The organism is Methylohalomonas lacus (assembly GCF_024808875.1).
Taxonomy (GTDB): domain Bacteria; phylum Pseudomonadota; class Gammaproteobacteria; order Methylohalomonadales; family Methylohalomonadaceae; genus Methylohalomonas; species Methylohalomonas lacus.
Map to the genome: position 1 here is coordinate 1 of NZ_JANUCT010000020.1, position 20,734 is coordinate 20,734.

Sequence of the window (20,734 nt, forward strand, 5' to 3'; positions counted from 1 at the left end):
AACAGCTGCGACAATACGCCTTTCTTCGACCACAGATTGAAACGCCGGAACACCGTGTTCCAGTGGCCGAACGCCGCCGGCAGGTCGCGCCACGGGCAACCCGTGCGCAGCCGATACAGGATCCCTTCCAGCGTCAGCCGGTGTTCCGCCTTGTTGTACACCCGCCCGCTGAGCTGCAGCAGGCTCGATAGCCGTGACCAGTCGGCATCTGTTAACATCATTCTGGGCATGGTCGCCTCAACTCACTGTTTTGTCGGAAAAACAATGATAACAGGCACCATGCCCATCCTTAATTAAACCGCAAAGATCAACAGGCCCTAGTCTTATTGGTTAACTCGCCTGTCCACGACGGTTCGAGAAAAACGCCAGGCCTAGCATGGCCAGTCCGAGCAGCACGAGAGGCGCGGGCTCAGGGACGTTAGTCGAACTTCCACCATAAAGGGTGTAATGACTAATGCCGCCGCCTTGCGTGTTATTTTTATCATATAGAACATCTAAAGCGGTTAACCCTGCTTCGTTCCTGAAGAAGGAGGTACCTAGACCGGTCTTGATGGAGAAATAAAGGGCGTCGGTAGAGAACGAGAAACTATCCACGCCGCCAGTATCTGTCTGTACTGCATCCGTTGACAGGAAACTGGTTCCAGCGAGCGTATTCAACGCATTTGTCTCGGCTTGCTCACTACCAATTATGCCGTAAATATCGGCCATGGTAGCGGAGAGCGAACCCAGAGTCGTCGGTTGACCAGCGTTGGGGCCGGTGGTGTCGGAACTAGGATCCCCGCCAGTGTATCCTTGACATGCAGGACTTGTGGCTCCAGCGGTACAATCAACTGTTGCCGTAGTACCCGTTATAGTAATAAGGTTTGCTTGTGCGGTCATACTGATCGCTGCAAGCGCTGCTACCAAGATTCCATTCAGTAAAGTTTTCATTTTTTACTCCTTAAACCCAATTTCTCGGGTGTTAACGAACCATTCTGATTCGGTAATACTCACATATGCAATGCATGCGCCAACTTTGTTATTCGTCACATAATCAATGAGTTAGATAAATCCGTACGCCTGCCAAATACGAGATTGTGTAAACAATTCCGACGCTGAAATAGGGCCATGACCTCTTTATCAATCTAGCGTTAAGAGAAATATATAATATATTCAGTTAGTTATATCACCTACCAGCCGGCCGCCGTCCGTTCCGGGGCATGTAAGGTTTAGCCATCGCTCCCAGGTCCTTGAAATTCCTATGCATTACTGTCTGTGTCCTATGTCCCGCATGAGCGGTATCAAACATACCGTTGTGTCCGCTTGTGGCATGATAAATAAAACAAACACCAACCGGTTTTACTAATTCTGCCACCATGTTCCAGGAAAAAATTTCCGTCATTATCCCCGCCTACAACCGCGGCCGTTATATCCGCCAGACAGTAGAATCTGTATTGAATCAGACTTATACCAATATGGAGCTGATCGTGATCGACGATGGCTCCACTGACGACAGCCGGGATATCCTGGAGGGTTACGGTGACCGGATTACCCTACTGGAACACGATGGTCGCCAGAACCGTGGACAGTCGGCCTCGATCAACCTCGGACTGGATCGTGCCAGTGGCGAATACCTCGCTATACTCGATAGCGACGATTACTGGGAGCCCAACAAGATCGAAAGCCAGGTCGAATATCTCGAACAGCATCCGGAGATCGGCCTGGTCTACGGTAACGGCACCGCTGTTTCCGGCAACGGCGAGTTCCTGTACAACATTTATCCACCCACGCACCTGGAAGAAAACAAGCCTGAGAAGGTCCTCCTCAACTGTTATTTCTCGTTGCCTAGTAATGCATTGATGCGTATGGGTCTTTTGAGAAAGGCGGGCTATTTCGATGAAACCCTGCGGGCCGGACAGGACCATGATATGGCCGTCAGAATTGCCGAGGTCGCGCGACTTGCCTATATCGACGAGCACCTGTTTCACTACCGACGCCACGGTGAATCCATCAGCAAAAGTAATAAAGGTGCCGTTAGCCGCTGGAACAACGGCTTTGTCATCCTTGAAAAGGCCAGAAAACGCTATCCCTATCCGCCAGCAGTGATACGCAAGCGAAAGGCGGTTCTGTATTTCCGACTGTTTCAGTGCGCGTGCGAGAATCAACCCGGCCTCAGGGCACTCCGGAATCTGTTGCTTGCAGGCCTGAACGACCCTGCACGGGCCCTGGGTGTGCTACTGCGCAGGGAAAAAATCGGCAGTCCGCACTGACCGGTGGGCGACATGTTCATAATTGAAAACCTTTTCCTGTTTTGCCTGATCCTGGTACTTTATATCTATGCCGGCTATCCCGCCTGTGCCGCGCTGCTTGCCCGCATGGCGCCGAGGCCCGTACGGACGGCGGAATACGAACCCTTTGTCACGGTCATTATTTCGGCTTTCAACGAGGAAGCGTATATAGCCGAGACCATCGAGAACAAACTGCAGCAGGATTACCCGGCCGACAAACTGGAGCTTATCGTCATCTCGGACGGCTCCACGGACAGAACAGACGAAATCGTGCAGGGTTTTGCCGGCGGCAGTGTCAGGTTCCTCCTACAGCAACCGCGACAGGGCAAAACTGCTGCAGTGAACCGGGCCGTGGAGCAGGCGCGGGGCGAGATTATCGTTTTCTCCGACGCCAATTCCATCTACCAGCAAGACGCCATCAGGCAGTTGCTGCAGAACTTTTCCGATCCACGGGTCGGATATGTAACGGGAAAAATGATGTATGTCCACATGGACGGCTCACTGATTGGAACCGGCTGTAGCGCGTACATGCGTTATGAAAATACCGTTCGCCGGCAGGAATCAAGTTTCGGTTCCATTGTCGGTGTGGACGGCGGCATCGACGCAATGCGCAAATCCCTGTATCGGCCGATGAACCCGGATCAACTGCCCGATTTCGTGCAGCCGTTGACCGTTGTCGAACAGGGTTTTCGGGTCATCTACGAACCGCGTGCCGTCCTGAAGGAAACCGCGTGTGCGGACCAGGCCTCCGAATACCGGATGCGGGTACGGGTGTCGCTACGGGCTCTGTGGGCGCTACTGGATAAGCGCCATTTGCTGAACCCCCTCGCCTATCCGCTGTTCAGTTGGCAGTTGCTCTCGCACAAGCTGTTGCGCTACGGTGCCTGGTTACCGTTGAGCGTGTTGCTGATATTGAATCCGGTGCTGGCCAGGGGCAGCTGGTTTTACACCATCCTGCTGTGCATGCAGGTGTTGTTTTATCTATCCGCGTACACGGGATACCGGCTTCAGCGTCAGGGAAGGCGGGCTCCATTCGTCTTCTCTGCCCCCTATTATTTTATCCTCATTAACCTGGCTGCCGCTCGCGCAGCCGTTCAGTTTCTGAAGGGTCACAAGCAGGTTCTGTGGATCCCCCGCACGGGCTGATCCACCTTATTGCCACGCCATGAAGATCATGTACCTTATGGACGCTTACCGGGACCCTTATGCCGGCACCGAGCAGCAATTATACAATCTAATCGATGGCTTGGATCGTTCCCGGTTCACGCCAGCTTTGACTTTGTTCCGTCCGTCGGCCCATATCGACCAATACGGCTTCCCCTGCCCCGTCGAAGTATTGAACATTCGCCGGATGTTCAGTCCGCGCACTCTGATAACAATGATCCGTTTCGCCCTGGCCCTGAGACGGGAGCATTACCGGCTGGTGCACATCTTTTTCAATGACGCCTCCATTCTTGCGCCGGTGTTTCTGAAGATCTTCGGTATCCGGGTCGTCATTTCCAGACGCGATATGGGATTCTGGTATACACCGGGCAAGCTGGCGATTCTTAGAGGCAATCGCTTCTTTATCGACAGGGTCATTGCCAACAGCGAGGCCGTAAAACGGGTAACGCACGACAAGGAACGAGTCCCCCTGGAGAAAATCCAGGTGATCTATAACGGCCATGCGCAGCCAGCCACCAATCCGGTTGATGACAGTGCACTCGAAAATTCATCTTACCTAAAGAACGGGGAAAAGGTTATCGGGATCGTCGCGAATATCCGGCCGGTAAAAAGAATCGATGATCTGATCCGCGCCTTTGGCCTGCTACGTCGGAACCGCACCGATGTAAAGCTCGTGATTGTGGGATCCGGCGATACGGGGCCGTTGCAGGAACTGGCCCGGGAACTGGATCTGGCCGATCATGTGCATTTTACAGGGGCGAAAACGGATATTCCGCCTATAATCAGGCAATTCGATGTCGGCGTGTTGTGCTCGGAGTCCGAGGGCTTGTCGAACGCCATCATCGAATACATGCAATGTGGCGTTCCCGTCGTCTGTACCGACACCGGCGGCAACAGGGAACTGGTGCAGGATGGAGAAACGGGCTATCGGGTGCCGGTGGGAGACATCGATATGCTCGCTGGAAAGATCGGCCAGCTGTTGGAGGAGCCCGACCGCGCCGCCATCATGGCACACAGGGCCGCCGCTCGCGTGGCCGAATTATGCAATATGCAATCCATGCTGTCGCGACATGCTGCGCTGTATGCGGGTTTAGCCGACTCGAGGGTAAACGCCGGAGACAAAAAAACATGCCCGAGCGAATAAAGGGACGGATCATCAGGGCTGCCTGCTCTATGGGGGGCTACCGCCTAGCCCGGTTATTGACCAGGAACCACCCCCGGGTTCTGATGTATCATCGCTTCAGCGCTTTGGAAGAAAGCGGCAAAGTCTCCGCAGCGACCTTCGAGCGGCAGGTCATCGAACTTAAGAAAAACTGCAACGTACGTTCCCTCTCCGACCTCTTCAAGCTTGTTCGTGAGGGCAACCCCCTCCCCCCCAACACAATTGCCATTACCGTCGATGATGGTTATGACGACTTCTATCGCATTGCCTATCCGATCCTGAAAAGATACGGACTACCGGCGACCATTTATATCACCACCGATTTCATTGACGGTGAACTGTGGCTGTGGCCGGACAAAATCACCTATATACTGAACAATACGAGCTCAGACAAAACCACGCTCAGGCTCGCAGATGGCAGCGAGATGGTACTGTCTTTGCTGACAGCCGCCGATCGGTCCGGAACCTGGTCCCGATTAATCGATCACTGCCTGACCCTTGGTGAGCAGGATCGGTGGAGTTTCATCGAAAATCTCGGCCGTGATCTTGCAGTTGACGTCGACGCCAAACCGCCTACCACCCACGCCCCCATGTCATGGACGGCCGTCAGAGAAATTTCAGAAAACGGCATCGAGATCGGCGCACACACCCGCAGTCATCCCGTTCTGAGCCGATTGAACAGGGATCGGCTTCGTGAGGAGATACACGGCAGCAAAAAACAGCTCGAGGATATTATCGGCAAATCAGTGACTGACTTTTGCTATCCCAACGGCCAACCAGCCGATTATAACGATGAAGTTAAACGCATGGTCATCGACTGCGGCTATTCCAGTGCCACAGTTGCCTTTCATGACAAACATGTCTGGAAGGACCCGTTCGAGATCCGGCGTTACGGGGTGGGTGCCGACCCTGTGCAGTTCCGCAAAGCGATCTACGGCATCGAATACCTTTCTGATCGGCTTCAATAATAAGTTATGTCCTCTTCCGGCCACTCTCAGTTTTATACCACTCAGCGCTAAACATGAAAATACTGCACATCATCGACAGCGGGGGGTTATACGGCGCCGAGAATATGCTGCTTGACCTCATGTCTGAACAGGTTAAACAGGGACTCCGGCCCCTGCTTTGCAGTATCGGCTCCCACGCCTGCGGAGAGAAGGAAATAGAACGGCATGCGACACAGCAGAATCTAGAGGTCATTTCACTAAGAATGCGTGCCGGCCTGAACCTGTATGGCGCTTACCGGATTCTACGTACCGCACGGTACAACCGGGTGGATATCCTGCATTCCCATGGCTACAAAGGGAATATACTGGCGGGGTGCGTGCCCCGGGCCGTCAGAAAAATGCCACTGCTATGCACCGTGCACGGCTGGACCAGCACCAGCGCCGTATCGAAGATGGCGCTGTACGAATGGCTTGATCGTCGCCTGCTGCGCTATAAGGATGCGGTCGTAGCCGTGAACCAACTGATGCTGGGCGACGCCAGGCTGATGTCCGCGAATATACCCACGGACCGGCTTCACGTGGTGAACAACGGCATTACACTGGAGCCAGGAACAACGGATACCTCAGGGGTGCTAGACACAATCCGCGAGTTCTGTCGCGAAGGCTTCATCATCGGTGCAGTAGGCCGCCTTTCGAGGGAAAAGGGCTACGTATACCTGCTGGAGTCAATCGCACGGCTGCACCAGGGAGGGCACAGGGTCAGGCTGGTGCTCGCCGGAGACGGGCCCTTAAAGGCCGAGTTACAGGAAAAAGCGGCACGGCTTAATATCGAGGACAACGTCCTGTTCGCGGGGTATCTGAAGGACGCTGGCCGCTGTCTGCACTTTTTCAATGTGTTCGTGATCAGCTCGCTCAGCGAAGGCCTGCCGATAGCCTTGCTAGAGGCGATGCGGGCCAGCGTCCCCGTAGTCGCAACCCGGGTAGGCGGCATTCCGGAGGTACTCGCGAACGGTAAATCAGGCATTCTGGTTCTCCCCGGTAACGCCCAAAAGCTGGCCGAAGCGATAGCACAAATAAAACAGGATCCGAAACAAGCCGCTCTACTGGCCCAGGAAGCGGAAAACAGGGTTAAGGATCATTATTCCAGTGAAACAATGGCACAGAATTATCTGAATATTTATAAACAACTCTACCAGTAGGGTTGTTCAATGTATTTGTTTGTCTCGTTAAATCTAGCAGAGGAAAATAGGCATTTGTTGTCTAGATCTAGTCTCTGAAATGGCATTAGTTACAGCTCCTGTCAGATATTCTCCTACCCCAAAGAGACAAAAACTTCAGATCATCAGACTACCTAAATGTACGCTATCGCACAGACGAGGATACGTCCAAAAGTTAATTTAAATGTATGAAATCTGTGTATGTGCTCACCTGCAGATCAGTTGATCTGTATGCCGTCGAAACAATGCTTTCGGATTGGTTCGGTGATCAGTACGGCTAAATAGACGGAACAAAGGAATACTGGCTTCGTATGATCCAGCTAAAACCATGCGCAAATAAGATTCTGGATCGCTATACACCCTCTTAATAATAGAATTATTATAAAGTACGTATTTCGCCAGAAATCAGAAACAGCCCTCTGCTAAATGGCAATAACATATAATCAGTTATTTTCCCGCAAGGAATCCAGACTATCGGTAACAAGTTTTACTTGGTGTCTGTATCTGCTATTTATAGTCAGTTTTTTCTTGCATCTCTCCGCACGAATCCCCGGAATCAGTGTTTTGCGTCCGGATCTAATGCTGGCCGGTGGCATTTTTTTCATGCTGATCCTGGAACAAGGCAAGTTATCGGGCCGTTTCTCTGGCTCATGCAGTCGCATTTTGTTGCTCTTCATCGCCTACATAATGATATCTACACCCTTTACTGAGTGGCCAGGTAGCGTACTGCGTGGCAACCTAGTAGATTTTATCAAAGCCATCGTATTTTTCTATTTCACGATATTGATCGTAGATACGGATGTGCGTCTGAAACACTTCATATTTATTTTTATGGCATGCCAGATAGTAAGAATACTGGAACCGTTATATCTGCACGAGTTGTATGGTTACTGGGGCAGCCAGACCTACTTGGGATATGGAGAATTTGCCGATCGACTTGGCGGCGCTCCGTCCGACATCATCAATCCAAACGAACTGGCCTTCCTCATCGCAATGTTGTTCCCCTTCCTGCATTATTTGTGGGGAAATGGCCGTTTTCTAGCCAAATTTAGTTATTTAAGCTTAGTGCCAGCATTGTTATATGTCCTGGTGCTAACAATGTCCCGTAGCGGCTTTATAGCTATGCTGATCATTGCCTGGAATATATTCATAAAATCCAGATACAAGCTGGTTCTTATTATTGCTGGTTGCATTATCTCCATAATGGCTTGGACCAATATGACAGAGATACAAAAAGATCGATACATCTCTATAACCGGGGCTGAAGAAGTACAGGGTGCGAGTACCTTTCGGGGGCGTACCGATGGCATGATGACAGAATTGGGAGTGGCATTGGAAAGGCCCGTGGTAGGTCATGGTCTGGGGACCTCAAGAGAAGCAATGTATAATGTGGCCGGAGGGGCTCAAATCTCTCACAACCTGTATCTCGAGACTTTGATGGAGACAGGGATCATCGGTCTGCTTATTTATCTGTTTTTCCTAAAAGCAGTTCATGACACTTTAAAACAAGCTAACGGACGGTTATTCAAAGCAGACAACCAGGACAAAAAGAGAAAAAAAGGAAAACCGTATTCAGATAGCGATTTTCTGCGTTATGAGCGAAACCTACTTATGGCCTTAATCGCCGTTTTCTGGATGTTTATAATATTTAGCTTTGCCCAGTATGGTCTGTCTCGATATCATTGGTATTTTCTGGCCGGCGCAGCGGTAGTATTGCACCGGCAAATAACTGAAAAGACCATATTGCCGAACAAGACTTTGTCATGAATGATAATTTTCATACAAAGAGTAAACGACAAGTATTGTTGGTCATAAGACATCCAATCGGAGGCATTAAAAGCTATATAAAATACGTATACAAATCCCCTTGGTTCGACAACCATAGCTTCACTGTTATTCTTCCCAAGGGGGGTCAAATGCCTAATTTATTTTCAACTGATAAAAGTATAGATGTAGAGTATATCCAGTGTAAAGATACGACCAGATCAATTACGTTAACCATATTTAAAACACTAAGAAAAAATCGATACGATTTAGTTCATTCGCATGGTTTTACTTCAGCTATTTGTACTGCTATTGCCACCTCTTTGTATTCAGTGCCTCATATCATGACGTCTCATGACATGCTTCTGGCTAAACAGTTTTATGGGTTTAAGGGAAAATTAAAAAAGATATTATTACCTATTTTTTTAAATCGGGCTGAGAGGATTCATTCTGTATCTCATGATGCTGAAAAAAACTTAGTTGATGTGCTCCCCACTTTGCATAGAAAGAAATTGTTAACAATACCTAACGGAATTGATATTTCTCAATACGAGAATATACAAGAAAGAAATATTCGTTCTGAAATGGCAATATCGAAAAACGTATTACTTATAGGCTTTCTTGGCCGGTATATGTCGCCAAAAGGTTTCCAATACCTGATCGAAGCTATCGATATTCTGAATAGACAGAGCGAACTACCACGGAAACCGTTAGTTGTCGCCTTTGGTTATGGCGGTTTTATCCGAGAGGATCGTGAGATAATCGCTGCCAAAGGACTGGAGAACAGTTTTCTTTTTCTGCCCGGCGTTGATGATGTGGCATCAACATTAAGAGGTTTGGACGTAGTTGCAATGCCATCCCTATGGGAATCTTGCGGACTATTGGCGATGGAGGCTCTAGTATCCGGTGTGCCGTTAATTGCCTCTAGTTGCATAGGTCTGCGCGAAGTCACGGCCGGAACCCCGACATTTGTTGTTGAACCGAAAGATTCTCAATCACTGGCACAAGCTATCAGAGATTGTATCTTCGATAATAGAAATTATGAATTTAAAGAATACATTTCTGAAGCGAAAAAGAGATTTAATGCTGATAGTACATCCAAACAATTACGACAGCTTTATAATGAAGTAGCGATAGAAGCCAATGTATAAAGACGGGCATTTTATAGCTACTAGATCTGAAAACTGTAATATACATATATTGAATTCTAACATAATAGAGCGCAAAAGTTTGCACGTCGTCTGCTTTGCAAAATATCAGGCTATCGTGCGCAGGATAAAATATTCCGATGTTTGACTTATATAATATAAATACAGTTATATATAAGTACCTTGTTTACAACCCTGTATTATTGGTAAAAGGACAATGGCTTTACCCATATCTTTCTGAGTTAAATAAGACACAATATACTACAAGCGAAGTTATAGAGGAATTACAATCTAGAAAATTAAAGAAGTTATTGAATATAGCAAAGTCAAACACACTTTATTATAAAGAAATAAACTACGATCCAGAGCTTCCAATTAACGATATATTAAATTCCATTCCAATACTAAATAAAGAAACGTTAAAAATTAATCCTGATCAATTAATAAATAAAAAATTTAATAAATCTACTACTAGAAAAATTTCTGGAGGCTCTACTGGTACTCCTGTATCTATATTAAAGAATAATAAGGCAATGGCTCAGGAATTAGCGGCAGCATGGCGGGGTTATGAATGGGCCGGCGTCGGGATAGGTAGCAAACAAGCAAGATTCTGGGGCGTGCCTATAACTAAATATGAACTATGGAAAGCGCGACTAATCGATTTAATTACAAATAGAAAGAGATTCTCTGCCTTTAAATTCAGCGACGTCAATCTCAGGGACTACATTAAAGTATTAGATAGATTCAAGCCGCTATATTTCTACGGTTACACATCGATGTTAAAGCAATTAGCTTTATTTTTGCAACGTGAAAATATACTATTAAAATTTAAACCAGTATCAGTCATATCTACGGCCGAATTGCTTTCTGAAGAAGACCGTGCTTTATTTAAGAAATATTTTAAAAGCAATATTTTTAATGAATATGGATGCGGTGAAGTTGGAACTATCGCTCATGAGTGTGAAAACGGAAGTCTGCATATTAACTCTGAAAACTTGATACTTGAGACAGTAGATGACAACGGCGATCGAGTAGATAATGGAGAGATAGGGAATCTCTTAGTTACTGATCTGAATAATCTTGCAATGCCACTGATTCGTTACAGGCTTGGTGATAAATGCATACTGTCAAGTGATAAGTGCGATTGCGGACGAACACTTCCAGTTTTAAAAAAGATAGTTGGACGCGAATATGACTTTTTGGTGAATAAATCGGGTGAATATTTTCATGGCGAATATTTTTTATATTTATTCGAGGAACTTAAAAGGAAAGGCATAGTAATTAATAGTTATCAAGTTATACAAACGTCTCCAGATAATATCGATATTTATCTGAATATTTCTACTAGCTTAGATAAAATAAAAAAATATATCACAAAACACTTACAAAAAGATTTTGGTTATGACATAAAAATTAATTACCACATGGTAGATGAGCTTATCCTTGAAAAATCGGGAAAGATAAGACTTATCAAAAAAGATTTTTAGCAGATTTTTTTAATTAAAATTAATTACTATTTAAATATTATGAGTGAATTTAATAGAACCAAGATTAAACTGATGGTGGTGAGCTGACAATGTGTTTATTGATACCGTAATGTTAAACAATCAGCACGATGATTGTTTCTTAGATATCTGTAGTCAGTTTATTTAAGGCAGTGATTTGCCTTAAGACGTTGTCATTAAATTAGAAAACTTTATTATTTTTATAAAATATTTTATTGATCTATATATATGAGCATTAAGAACCCTCTGGTTTCAATAGTTGTTCCCGTATTAAATGAGGAGCGATATCTAAGAAACTGCTTACAATCTCTTTATAACCTGGATTACCCAAGTCAATCCCTTGAAATCATAGTTGTGGATAATGGATCATGTGATAACTCCATGAATATTGCTAAGGAATATCCTGTAAAAATATTTGAAAAGCCTGGAGTAAAAGTCGGTGCAGTGAGAAACTATGGTGCTTCTAAGGCAAAGGGAGTAATAATTGTTTTTCTTGATTCTGATTGTGTGGTAGAACCACATTGGTTGTCAGAAGGAATAAATAAAATGGAGTTAAAGCAGAAAGCAACAATAGGGGGGCAGTGTTTGATAAGAGAGAATCCATCATGGATCGAAAAGTATTGGGTATTAAATAGTTCAAGAGAAATAATCCATGAAAAAAACCTTCTTGGAAGCTGTATATTCATCAGGCGTGAAGTGTTAAACAATATAGGTCAATTTGATGAATCCCTGAATTCTGGAGAGGATAATGAACTTTCTGAAAGACTGAGGAAAGAAGGCTATTCTGTTGAAATTGATCCTAGTTTGAGTGTAGTACACTTGGGGTATCCAACAACAATAAAAGGATTTATCAGGAGACAAGCATGGCATTCTGTTGACTGTGTAGCTCAATTACCACATTCTTTTAGGGATAAGATATTTTTATTAAGTATTGCTTATACATTAGGCATATTTGGACTATTTCTTTGGCCTTTTTTTGGAGTCAAATTTCTGGCTCTATTCTTAGGCTTTGTATTATTACCGCCTGCTATTATTAGTATAAAACGTATATATAGAAGTAAAGCAGAAATCAGGTTTTATGAATTTTTTTACATCTATTTTATAGATATATTGTACTTAACGGGAAGGGCGATTGGAATAGTAAATGGCATGAAGGCTTTTTTCTTACCTAAATCTAATAAGAAGATTTCAAAAGCCTAGAATTATACACTTACTGATGTTTTATATAAGAATGAGAGTTAGTAACTTTGATCTATTTATTCAAAAAAAATCTTATTAAGAGTAGACACATATATTTGAAGATTATTTACGATTTATAAACTCTATAAAAATATTATTATGAATCTCACAATTTGAATCCATTTTTGTTTACCTTACCCTCTTCAGTTATTACATATAGATAATATTCCTGGTCAGGATTAATTGAACCAAGATTGAGTTTAAATTCAATCTGATTATTTTTCCAAGATGTTATAAGCTGGTGTTCATATGAGTTTAGTGATGAATATTCTGGTTTTTCACTAATTGCTATATGACTAAAACGATTGTCAAAATATATATCGTCTACTTCGGTTATCTGAAATACTTGTATTTTTCCATTAAATCCGAGAAGTGCTATTGTTGGACTTAAAATACTATTAACTGTATCAATATTAATATCGCTTGTGAATTCAGCACCATTCACATTAACCCTTGCAGTAACATTACCTTTATCAAAATCAAGCCAAAGCTGCATTAGAGACCATCCGCCAACATTTATATCTGCATGATAACTTGAGTCACTTATGCTTTTTTGCCAAACTTGTCTTTGTGTCCATGATAGTCGTAGATCATGACCATCCGATTTATTCCACACCCTAATATATTTGTTTGCTCCCGGGGATAAATATCCAGCACCTGTTGCACCGGCAAAAGTAGTGGGAAACCTTGTTGTTGCCCCTGACTTTAGTCCTGATATTATGTGGCCTTTCATTTTGTTAGCATTAATTTGTCCGCTAAATATAAATTGTTCCATATTCTTACTAATCCCTTTATTACTTTGTCCAATATATATTCCACGTATGCCGTTAATCTCGACTAGTTCATGAGTCTTAAAAGTACCGCTAGAGTCCTCCCTAGAAACCGACCAATAGTAGCGAGGATCATATTTAATCTTTAGCCACCAAGCTATATATAACTTTTTATTATTTACGGGCGGATCTAAGCCGCCATAAGCACTAGGCCAACCTAGAAACGAATTTTCTCCTTCTAAATAATAATGTGCTTTACTGTTTTCATGCCTTTGTGGACGGGATAAAGTAAATAAAGGAGGTGGATGATTAGACGATTTGTACCATAATGCTTTCGGATCCTCGTCTATACGTAATATAGCCTGGCCATCTTCGAAGGATTTATGATGCGCATTCTCAACCCCGTTTTCATAAGCCACTTCAGTAAAATCAAAAAGTATTGGTGCTGCCTGCCCTTCTCTTGACCCGAACTGACTTCCTGTTATCACAACTCTCGCATCTTGTTTTTCTAATTCAATTTTAGCATTTGTAATAACAGGTCCATCGCTATCCGTTATCCTGGTAGCGGTGTTATTATCAAGAGAATTAGAATCAGGATTTTTCTCTTGTTTGGCATTTTCTATAATGCTGTCATTATTGTTAGTATGATCACTAACAGAATCAGTATTATTTGTAGATATTGTATCCTGAGCATCTGCTGTTGTATTGATACTTATAGTGTTGTTATCTCCATTACTAGCCTTAGCAGTTATAGTGCTACTATGATTTTTATTGGTTATTTTGGCACCTCCGTTTCTCATATTAGCTGTCGGTTTAGTTCGGGTAGCTTCGACATCAACCGTGCCGGCATTATACGTAGTTATTCTATTGTCATCATCAGTTGACTGTATGACATTTCCTGTCACATCCATCTGTATCTCGCTGACAGTATTATTCTGAGAACAGATACGGGTATAAGTCACATATCCGTCCGCATCGATACATTTCATAACTGGGCTCTCAGCATGACTTAGATTAATCAAGCAGATTAGTAAAAAAAAGTAAATTAGATATTTCATAATTTATACCTGCTTATACCATGCTCATAAAACTGAATATATTTTATGTTCACGACACAATAGAACCTTATTTTATGATAGATACATATATTGAGCGTACTATTATAGATTGTCTAATATTTAAATAGGTTATTTGACTTATATCACACTATATAGAAAATAAAATTCAACCAGAAGTGGAGCTCATGAGCTAGAAAGATAGGAAAATTGAAGTTGACAAACCTACCACGACAGATATTTTCTTAACCATTTCAATACAATATATCTTTCATTAGGCCCCATTGACAGATACCAGTAGCAGACAAAGTAAACTCCCGCTCCGATTGATGCACACACCAGTATTTCGGAATAGTTATTAAGACCCCATGTCATCCTTAACCAGAGAGAACAACTCAACATAAGTACGCTAGGTAACATTACCGGCAAAACAACCTTTTTTATGTAGGTCATTATAGAAACATGTAGATGCCGGCAAGAATAGATAAGATATATAGGCATAACGAAGAATACAGGTATAACAGAACCAAATGCGGCACCAATCACACCAATTTCAAAAACCAGCCAAACACTAAGGCCTAAGTTTATAATTGCCGCGACTGGTGCTACTTTTGCAAATATACCGTGCCATCCGATAGCCGTAAGATAACGGCTAACAAATGGATTTAGTTTCGGTATAAGAACATAAAGCATTAATAACAATATTATTCCATCCATAGATTCCCGACTAAATTCGCCCCGCATCCAGGTTTCAATGAAAGGACCGCCAACCACTATTATAGCTATAGATGCCGGTATAAAAAAACCAACAAATAGTTTGCTTGAAATAAGGTATATCTGCTTTATTTTTTCCTGCTCTTGTTTGGCATTTAAGTCACTAAATAATGGCATAAACGCATGAGTCAGAGTCTGGGTAAAATCATAGATCATATTTATAAGGCTGGCAGGAACGCTATAAACAGGAACTACTGAAGGACCTAATATAGAACCTATAACAAGTCGATCTGATGATGTTTCAATCTGGAAAGAAGCTCCCTGGACAAAGGATTTTATGCTAAACGATAGCATCTCCTTCAACCTAGATAGCGAGAATTTTTTAAAACTTGGCGCAATTCGACCTAAAGTCGGCCTTAACAGAATTACGACAAAGATGAAAAATTTCAACAATGTCATAACTGCTGCCAATGCAGTTAAAAGGATCAAACCGTTAGCCGGCGTTATATAAATATAACTTATTATCGCTATTGTAATGGATGTTATGATATTAATGGTATTTTTTAAATAATAAGCCTGAAGACCTTCCAAGTAACTTTCAGTAACAAAAAGTGGAAATAAAAAAAGTATGTGCGCACCAACTAACACCAAGAATAAAATATATTTAACCTTGTCTCCTTCATCAGGCGTTATCAAACCCGACCAAAACGCAGCACATAACCACAACAAAATTGCTAGAAAACATCCAACCATGATCATAAATGTCAAGCTAGTTGTATAGGTGACGAGAAGAGACTCATTGTCATTTTTGGCATTATACATAGATGCAAATCGCCCTATTGCTGTACGCATACCCAGATCCAGCATCCCCATATATCCAGTTATGGCAAGCAACATTTCCCTGAGACCATAATCATAATGACCAAGGTTAGAAACGTAAATTGGCGCCATAATAAATATTACAATCACACGGTTAACTGTCATTACAACATTCGAGCCAGTATTAATTGCTAATCTTTTAAACATTAAAGACCCATATACTAAATTTATGCAACAATGCGTAGTTTAGCTCGTTGCCAGTTGCTCTACGCTGTAATCAATACTTATAGCGCAGAAACTTAATTAAAATATCTGCTTTAATTCTATAATTTTTATGTCACTAAATAATGATAAATGACAAATTTTCCTGAAATTATTAAAAGCGAAAAAGTCTATTTATTTGTGATGTGATTTTTTTTGGTAACCATGGCCGAAACATGAAAGCCGTTTTTAGTAACGGCGATCTCACAAAATCAACTGTATTAAATATTACTTTTTCACCATTAAAGCGTGATTTATAGAAACTATTTTTTCCGGCGCCCGCAAGAAGATCATAGGAATGGATGAGGCTTGATTGGAATCCGTTCTCAATTGCAAATCCGAAATGTAATGTGCCCAATGAAATTTTTGAATGAAAAGATTCATAATATCCAGACTGCAAATTATAAATTCGTGATCCACATTGGATATCGTATAATACCGAAACAGTTTCACCATTAACTACCAATTCAGAAAGTTTGGCGACTTTATCAGACGAGAGTCGACTTAACAGTTTGCGGTGAAATTCTATCGCTAAATCGTCAAAACATACGCTTCCCCAACGAATCAAATGAAATTTGTTCAAACGCTCAATAAATTTTAGACAGTCATCTTCAGAAGCATTTTCAATAAAACGAAATTCACCACCCAACTCATCGCAGAAAATATTCCGTCGATTAAATGCTTTCAGCCTTGTATTTCTACCCAGTCCATTAAGCCAGGTTTGGAAGGTATAGGCAGTATTTATGATCACGCCTAGGTCATCGCTACGCACAATCTGACTAGCTTTAGTACAAACTGGAATCACCTGATCAAATTTCTTAAGAGTTGATGCACAGCAATCCGAGATTGTCAAAGCATCCCAATTTAGATCCTTAATATATTCTATAATTGCAGTAGTTACAGAATGTTCTCTATCAACTATAGAAATCATGCCAATGTATTCTGTACGAATAGAAGGGCTAAGCTGCCGAGCATTGCCTATAAATTGCAATCTGGTTAGTGACAGACCAAGTTGGCTGTCTATTATATGCCGATATAGTGGTGCCAAACCAACAAGGTTATTATTTTTATCATACGCAGCTATAAGCATAAGCTCTAGTCCAAGCCGATGCCCCCATACTTGCCACCAACTATATTGCCATGCCCAACTCATAAATAAACAATCTGAATCAGACGAAGTTAATAGTGCTGACCACTCAGTTTCCATATTAGCAAAATCATTTTCACTCAATCTCTGTATAAACAAATCGGCGCTAGCATCCAGTGCCACTGGCTCCGTCATGCCGGATATATGATTTGGCTTAAACTTCCTTGCCATTTTTCCGCTTAAAGCTTTTAATGCATCCTTAAAAGTTAACCATGAGGGAGAAACATCATCAGAAGCCCAAATAGCCTTCGACTTGGAAAAATATAAATCCTTAATATAATCAATAAGATCAGCTTCGTTGGTTTTTCTCAGCATCAAACAACTTCGCAAATCCCAGTCTTCGTTTATAAACTTTATGCCATTTTCAAAAGTGCCTTGGTAACTATATTGTTTATCTGTTAGATATTTATATCCGATATATGGAAAATCAACCCCAGCTGATATAGCCAACTGGTTTCCAGAAACAGTGCGTGGGTTTACTTCCATGAGTTTAAATTCCCTGTCTCTAGGATCCAGTTTGAATTCAACTCCAACAAATCCTTTGTAATTAAATTCTCTTAACAAGCGTATGCTTAATTCCCGTATTTCCGGGCAGTCAATAGTGATTTGTAACGCACCATCACCATATAAAGGTGGGTTCTGACGAAGTTTTTGTTTTGTAATCCAGGCAATTTCTTCACTATCACTGGACCAGAAAGCAAGGTAGCCGTATAAACCTGTATCACCACCGGGAATTATTTCCTGAACCATAAACTCTTTAGCTGCATCTCCCAAAGAGAACCATGACTCTATGAGTTCCTCAATAGTGTCCACCACCTTGACTTTTTTTCCATTAAGAAATTTTCTACCCAGATGAGCTTTGCAGGGCTTTATAATGCAGGGGAAGGTAAATAGTCCCACATTATTTTTTATATATTCAATATTAGATGGATAAATGCAGTAAGGCACAGAGATGCCAATTTTTTGTGCTCTAGTGTACTGCTCCTTTTTATCGATCAATGCATGAATGGTATCTGGATCAGGTATGCAAAACCGACACGAATACTTAAGACGATAACCATAGTTAGCTAAAAATTCATTATGGCTATCGGAGGTTGCAAATATAACAGGCTTGCACCTGCTTTTCTTAGCTGCATTATCAAGAACTGCAAGACCTGTTTCTGATGAAAGATCGGTAATAGCTGCCTTGGCAAAGGATGCGTATTTTGAGGAAGCTCCTATCATCGCAACGTCATCAATTACAATGCAAAACAGGTTTTTTCGGCCAAGACTACGCACAAAGCTAAGTGCATTAATAGAGCTTCCTAGCACCCAGATAACTGGTGACTTCGAATCACAATGTTTTTCAAGTTGTGACCGTAAATTAGAAATAATATCATTTTTCATATATTGTAATCTTAATGATTTTAAACACGTACCAAACGTTGTTTATTACGTAACCCGGTAGTCTTGACTCAAGAGCTGTCCAGCTTTTTATATACATTCTAATTTTATTTCTTTCATTACAGTTATTGAGATCACAATCCGCCATCTTGATAAAACTTGAGCATTGTATGCTGTCATTAAGACTGATGTGTTTTTATCCATATCATGTGTTTCTTTGTTTAGTTTTGTTGCCATGACTCCAGCCATGTCTCGAACATGAGAATACCCCATAACTTGAATGATGCGTCCTCGGTTCGGCGGGTATGGCGGCGCCATTTCTCTTGTACCTGGTCGGCATCAAAGTAGCCTTCATGCTTCAGGCGCGCTGGGTCGAGCAGGTCGTCAGCCCACCTCTGCAAGGGCCCGCGCAACCATTCGCGGACGGGAACGGCGAAACCCTGTTTGGGGCGCTCCGTCAGTTCCTCGGGGACATATTTAGAGAGAATCCTGCGAAGCGGCCATTTGCCGTCCGCATGCAGTGTGTTCACACGATCGGGGATACGGGCCGCGAGTTCGATGATCTCCCGGCTCAGCAACGGGATGCGCGTTTCCAGGCTGTTTGCCATGGCAGCGCGATCGACCTTGGCCAGAATATCGTCCGGCAGATAGCTGAGCATGTCCAGGTACTGCAGGTTCTGCAGGATGGACCCGTTAACCAGCGCCGGCGCCGTATCGTTTAGAACGTAATCCGGTTCGCGGCCGCCGTGGACGATACCCGCCTCCCGCCAGTAGGAGATTTTGCGCTGATAGGCCTCCCGCAGTGAGGCATGCAGCCAGTCGTCCGCGCGGTCACGCAGTCTTTCTCCTGCGTGGTGATGACTGCGTTGGGTGAAAAGTCGCAAGGCGGAGCCGGCAACCGGGTCCAGCAGTGATTTGGGTATGCGCTTCAACAGGCGTGCGCCGGCCCGATGTAACGGCCGGGGGTACCTCTGCATGGTTTCCATGTGTCGCTGCAGGGAAAAATAACGGGAGTAACCACAAAACAGCTCGTCACCGCCATCTCCTGAGAGGGCCACTGTAACCTTTTCTCCGGCCAGTTTGGCAAGCAGGTAAGTCGGTATCTGTGAGGAGTCAGCAAACGGTTCATCGTAGATCTGCGGCAATTGCGGAACTACTTCGAGGGCCTGCTCGGGGCTGACGTACAACTCAGTGTGATCGGTTTTCAGATGTTCACTGACAGCTTTTGCCTGGCTGGCTTCATTGTAATCGCCCTCGCTAAAGCCGATGGTGAAGGTCTTTACGGGTGAGGCGTGGATTGACTGCATCAGGGCGACGACGGTCGAGGAGTCGATACCCCCGGAGAGGAAGGCGCCAACGGGCACGTCCGCGATCATCTGCCGCTTGATTGTGGCACGGAGCCGCGATTCTAGCGCCTCTGCCATCTCCTCGGGACTACCCGTCAATGGGTCGGCAATTCCGTCTTCACAAACCTTCCGATATGACCAGTATGTCCGGATTTCGATATGGGCACTCCCGGCATCCAGGATCAGAAAGGTCCCCGGTGACAGCTTGTGGATATCCGTGAAGATGCTATGCGGGGCCGGGATATAATTGTGTCTCAACAACAGGGTCAACGCGTCCCGGTTGATTTCATTGCGCCAGGCGCGATGGCGGCGCAAGGCCTTGAGCTCCGAACCGAACAGGAAGGTGTTGCCTTGCCAGCCGTAGTAGAGCGGTTTTTCACCGATGCGGTCCCGCGCCAGGTAAAGTTTTTGAGTGTGCCTGTCCCACAGGGCAAAGGAGAACATGCCGTCAAATCGCTCCAGCGAGTCCGGGACACCCCAGTGTGTAAAAGCCGCCAGCATGACTTCGGTATCGGAGTGTCCCTGGAACGTCTCGCCCTTCGCCTGCAGCTCCATCTTCAGATCGAGGAAGTTGTAGATCTCCCCATTGAAAACGATCACAAAACGCCCACAGCGGGAAAACATGGGCTGGTGTCCCAGCGGCGAAAGGTCCTGGATGGCCAGCCGCCTGTGTGCGAGGGCGATGCCACGCTGCGGGTCCGACCAGGCACCCTCATAGTCAGGGCCACGATGCCGTAGTGTCGAGGACATACGCTGTAGCTCATCCATGACCGTGGACTCGGGCTGGATCTTTCTGCTAAAAAAGCCGGTCAGTCCACACATGGAG

At 44.1% G+C, this 20,734-nt stretch carries 15 protein-coding genes; 9 read left to right on the top strand and 6 right to left on the bottom strand.

All coding sequences use genetic code 11. The features are described from left to right. Both J2T55_RS11620 and J2T55_RS11625 read right to left on the bottom strand, forming a co-directional pair. The coding region (locus tag J2T55_RS11620; RefSeq protein WP_259057024.1) for a transposase at nt 1-230 on the bottom strand (230 nt) is incomplete at its 3' end. A gap of 100 nt (nt 231-330) precedes the next feature. Further along, complete coding sequence (locus tag J2T55_RS11625) at nt 331-930, bottom strand: PEP-CTERM sorting domain-containing protein (RefSeq protein WP_259057026.1); 600 nt, start codon at nt 928-930, stop codon at nt 331-333. A 425-nt stretch (nt 931-1,355) separates the two neighbouring features. On the opposite strand from J2T55_RS11625, the gene J2T55_RS11630 reads away from it, so the two are divergent. From J2T55_RS11630 to J2T55_RS11670, 9 genes are all read left to right on the top strand, one after another. After that, entirely contained in the window at nt 1,356-2,249 is an 894-nt protein-coding gene (locus tag J2T55_RS11630; RefSeq protein ID WP_259057028.1) for a glycosyltransferase, read from the top strand. A 12-nt stretch (nt 2,250-2,261) separates the two neighbouring features. Continuing rightward, nucleotides 2,262-3,413, top strand: a complete 1,152-nt coding sequence (locus tag J2T55_RS11635; RefSeq protein WP_259057029.1) for a glycosyltransferase family 2 protein — start codon at nt 2,262-2,264, stop codon at nt 3,411-3,413. 19 nt (nt 3,414-3,432) lie between these two features. After that, on the top strand, nt 3,433-4,575 hold the full coding sequence (locus tag J2T55_RS11640) for a glycosyltransferase (RefSeq protein ID WP_259057031.1): 1,143 nt from the start codon (nt 3,433-3,435) through the stop codon (nt 4,573-4,575). Beyond that, nucleotides 4,560-5,561: a polysaccharide deacetylase family protein gene (locus J2T55_RS11645; protein ID WP_259057033.1), complete on the top strand. Its 1,002-nt coding sequence runs from the start codon at nt 4,560-4,562 to the stop codon at nt 5,559-5,561. The genes J2T55_RS11640 and J2T55_RS11645 overlap by 16 nt, the downstream gene beginning before the upstream one ends. 53 nt (nt 5,562-5,614) lie before the next feature. Beyond that, the gene (locus J2T55_RS11650; RefSeq protein WP_259057043.1) at nt 5,615-6,739 is read left to right on the top strand and encodes a glycosyltransferase; all 1,125 of its coding nucleotides are present in this window, start codon (nt 5,615-5,617) and stop codon (nt 6,737-6,739) included. Between the two features lie 621 nt (nt 6,740-7,360). Then, the gene (locus tag J2T55_RS11655) at nt 7,361-8,524 is read left to right on the top strand and encodes an O-antigen ligase family protein (protein WP_259057046.1); all 1,164 of its coding nucleotides are present in this window, start codon (nt 7,361-7,363) and stop codon (nt 8,522-8,524) included. Continuing rightward, a complete protein-coding gene (locus J2T55_RS11660) occupies nt 8,521-9,672 on the top strand; it encodes a glycosyltransferase family 4 protein (RefSeq protein WP_259057048.1) in 1,152 nt (383 codons plus the stop codon). The genes J2T55_RS11655 and J2T55_RS11660 overlap by 4 nt, the downstream gene beginning before the upstream one ends. 137 nt (nt 9,673-9,809) lie before the next feature. Then, nucleotides 9,810-11,156 (top strand): phenylacetate--CoA ligase family protein, encoded by a 1,347-nt coding sequence (locus J2T55_RS11665; protein WP_259057050.1) that lies wholly within the window; start codon nt 9,810-9,812, stop codon nt 11,154-11,156. A gap of 246 nt (nt 11,157-11,402) precedes the next feature. Next, nucleotides 11,403-12,374: a glycosyltransferase gene (locus J2T55_RS11670; RefSeq protein ID WP_259057059.1), complete on the top strand. Its 972-nt coding sequence runs from the start codon at nt 11,403-11,405 to the stop codon at nt 12,372-12,374. A 145-nt stretch (nt 12,375-12,519) separates the two neighbouring features. Here the strand turns inward: J2T55_RS11670 and J2T55_RS11675 are convergent, their stop codons facing one another. From J2T55_RS11675 to asnB, 4 genes are all read right to left on the bottom strand, one after another. After that, nucleotides 12,520-14,172 (bottom strand): hypothetical protein, encoded by a 1,653-nt coding sequence (locus tag J2T55_RS11675; protein ID WP_259057062.1) that lies wholly within the window; start codon nt 14,170-14,172, stop codon nt 12,520-12,522. A 291-nt stretch (nt 14,173-14,463) separates the two neighbouring features. Continuing rightward, a complete protein-coding gene (locus J2T55_RS11680) occupies nt 14,464-15,978 on the bottom strand; it encodes an oligosaccharide flippase family protein (protein ID WP_259057073.1) in 1,515 nt (504 codons plus the stop codon). Between the two features lie 169 nt (nt 15,979-16,147). After that, nucleotides 16,148-18,565, bottom strand: coding sequence for a GNAT family N-acetyltransferase (locus tag J2T55_RS11685; protein ID WP_259057093.1), 2,418 nt, complete (start codon nt 18,563-18,565; stop codon nt 16,148-16,150). 218 nt (nt 18,566-18,783) lie between these two features. Beyond that, the gene (gene asnB / locus J2T55_RS11690) at nt 18,784-20,730 is read right to left on the bottom strand and encodes an asparagine synthase (glutamine-hydrolyzing) (RefSeq protein ID WP_259057095.1); all 1,947 of its coding nucleotides are present in this window, start codon (nt 20,728-20,730) and stop codon (nt 18,784-18,786) included. Nucleotides 20,731-20,734 lie beyond the last annotated feature (4 nt).

Bases quoted from the DNA above. Each gene is read 5' to 3' on its own strand.
- J2T55_RS11665 (WP_259057050.1), top strand. From the start codon at position 9,810: ATGTTTGACTTATATAATATAAATACAGTTATATATAAGTACCTTGTT.
- J2T55_RS11655 (WP_259057046.1), top strand. From the start codon at position 7,361: ATGCTGATCCTGGAACAAGGCAAGTTATCGGGCCGTTTCTCTGGCTCA.
- J2T55_RS11630 (WP_259057028.1), top strand. From the start codon at position 1,356: ATGTTCCAGGAAAAAATTTCCGTCATTATCCCCGCCTACAACCGCGGC.
- J2T55_RS11650 (WP_259057043.1), top strand. From the start codon at position 5,615: ATGAAAATACTGCACATCATCGACAGCGGGGGGTTATACGGCGCCGAG.
- J2T55_RS11625 (WP_259057026.1), bottom strand. From the start codon at position 930: ATGAAAACTTTACTGAATGGAATCTTGGTAGCAGCGCTTGCAGCGATC.
- J2T55_RS11685 (WP_259057093.1), bottom strand. From the start codon at position 18,565: ATGAAAAATGATATTATTTCTAATTTACGGTCACAACTTGAAAAACAT.
- asnB (WP_259057095.1), bottom strand. From the start codon at position 20,730: ATGTGTGGACTGACCGGCTTTTTTAGCAGAAAGATCCAGCCCGAGTCC.
- J2T55_RS11640 (WP_259057031.1), top strand. From the start codon at position 3,433: ATGAAGATCATGTACCTTATGGACGCTTACCGGGACCCTTATGCCGGC.
- J2T55_RS11660 (WP_259057048.1), top strand. From the start codon at position 8,521: ATGAATGATAATTTTCATACAAAGAGTAAACGACAAGTATTGTTGGTC.
- J2T55_RS11635 (WP_259057029.1), top strand. From the start codon at position 2,262: ATGTTCATAATTGAAAACCTTTTCCTGTTTTGCCTGATCCTGGTACTT.
- J2T55_RS11675 (WP_259057062.1), bottom strand. From the start codon at position 14,172: ATGAAATGTATCGATGCGGACGGATATGTGACTTATACCCGTATCTGT.
- J2T55_RS11670 (WP_259057059.1), top strand. From the start codon at position 11,403: ATGAGCATTAAGAACCCTCTGGTTTCAATAGTTGTTCCCGTATTAAAT.
- J2T55_RS11680 (WP_259057073.1), bottom strand. From the start codon at position 15,978: ATGTTTAAAAGATTAGCAATTAATACTGGCTCGAATGTTGTAATGACA.
- J2T55_RS11645 (WP_259057033.1), top strand. From the start codon at position 4,560: ATGCCCGAGCGAATAAAGGGACGGATCATCAGGGCTGCCTGCTCTATG.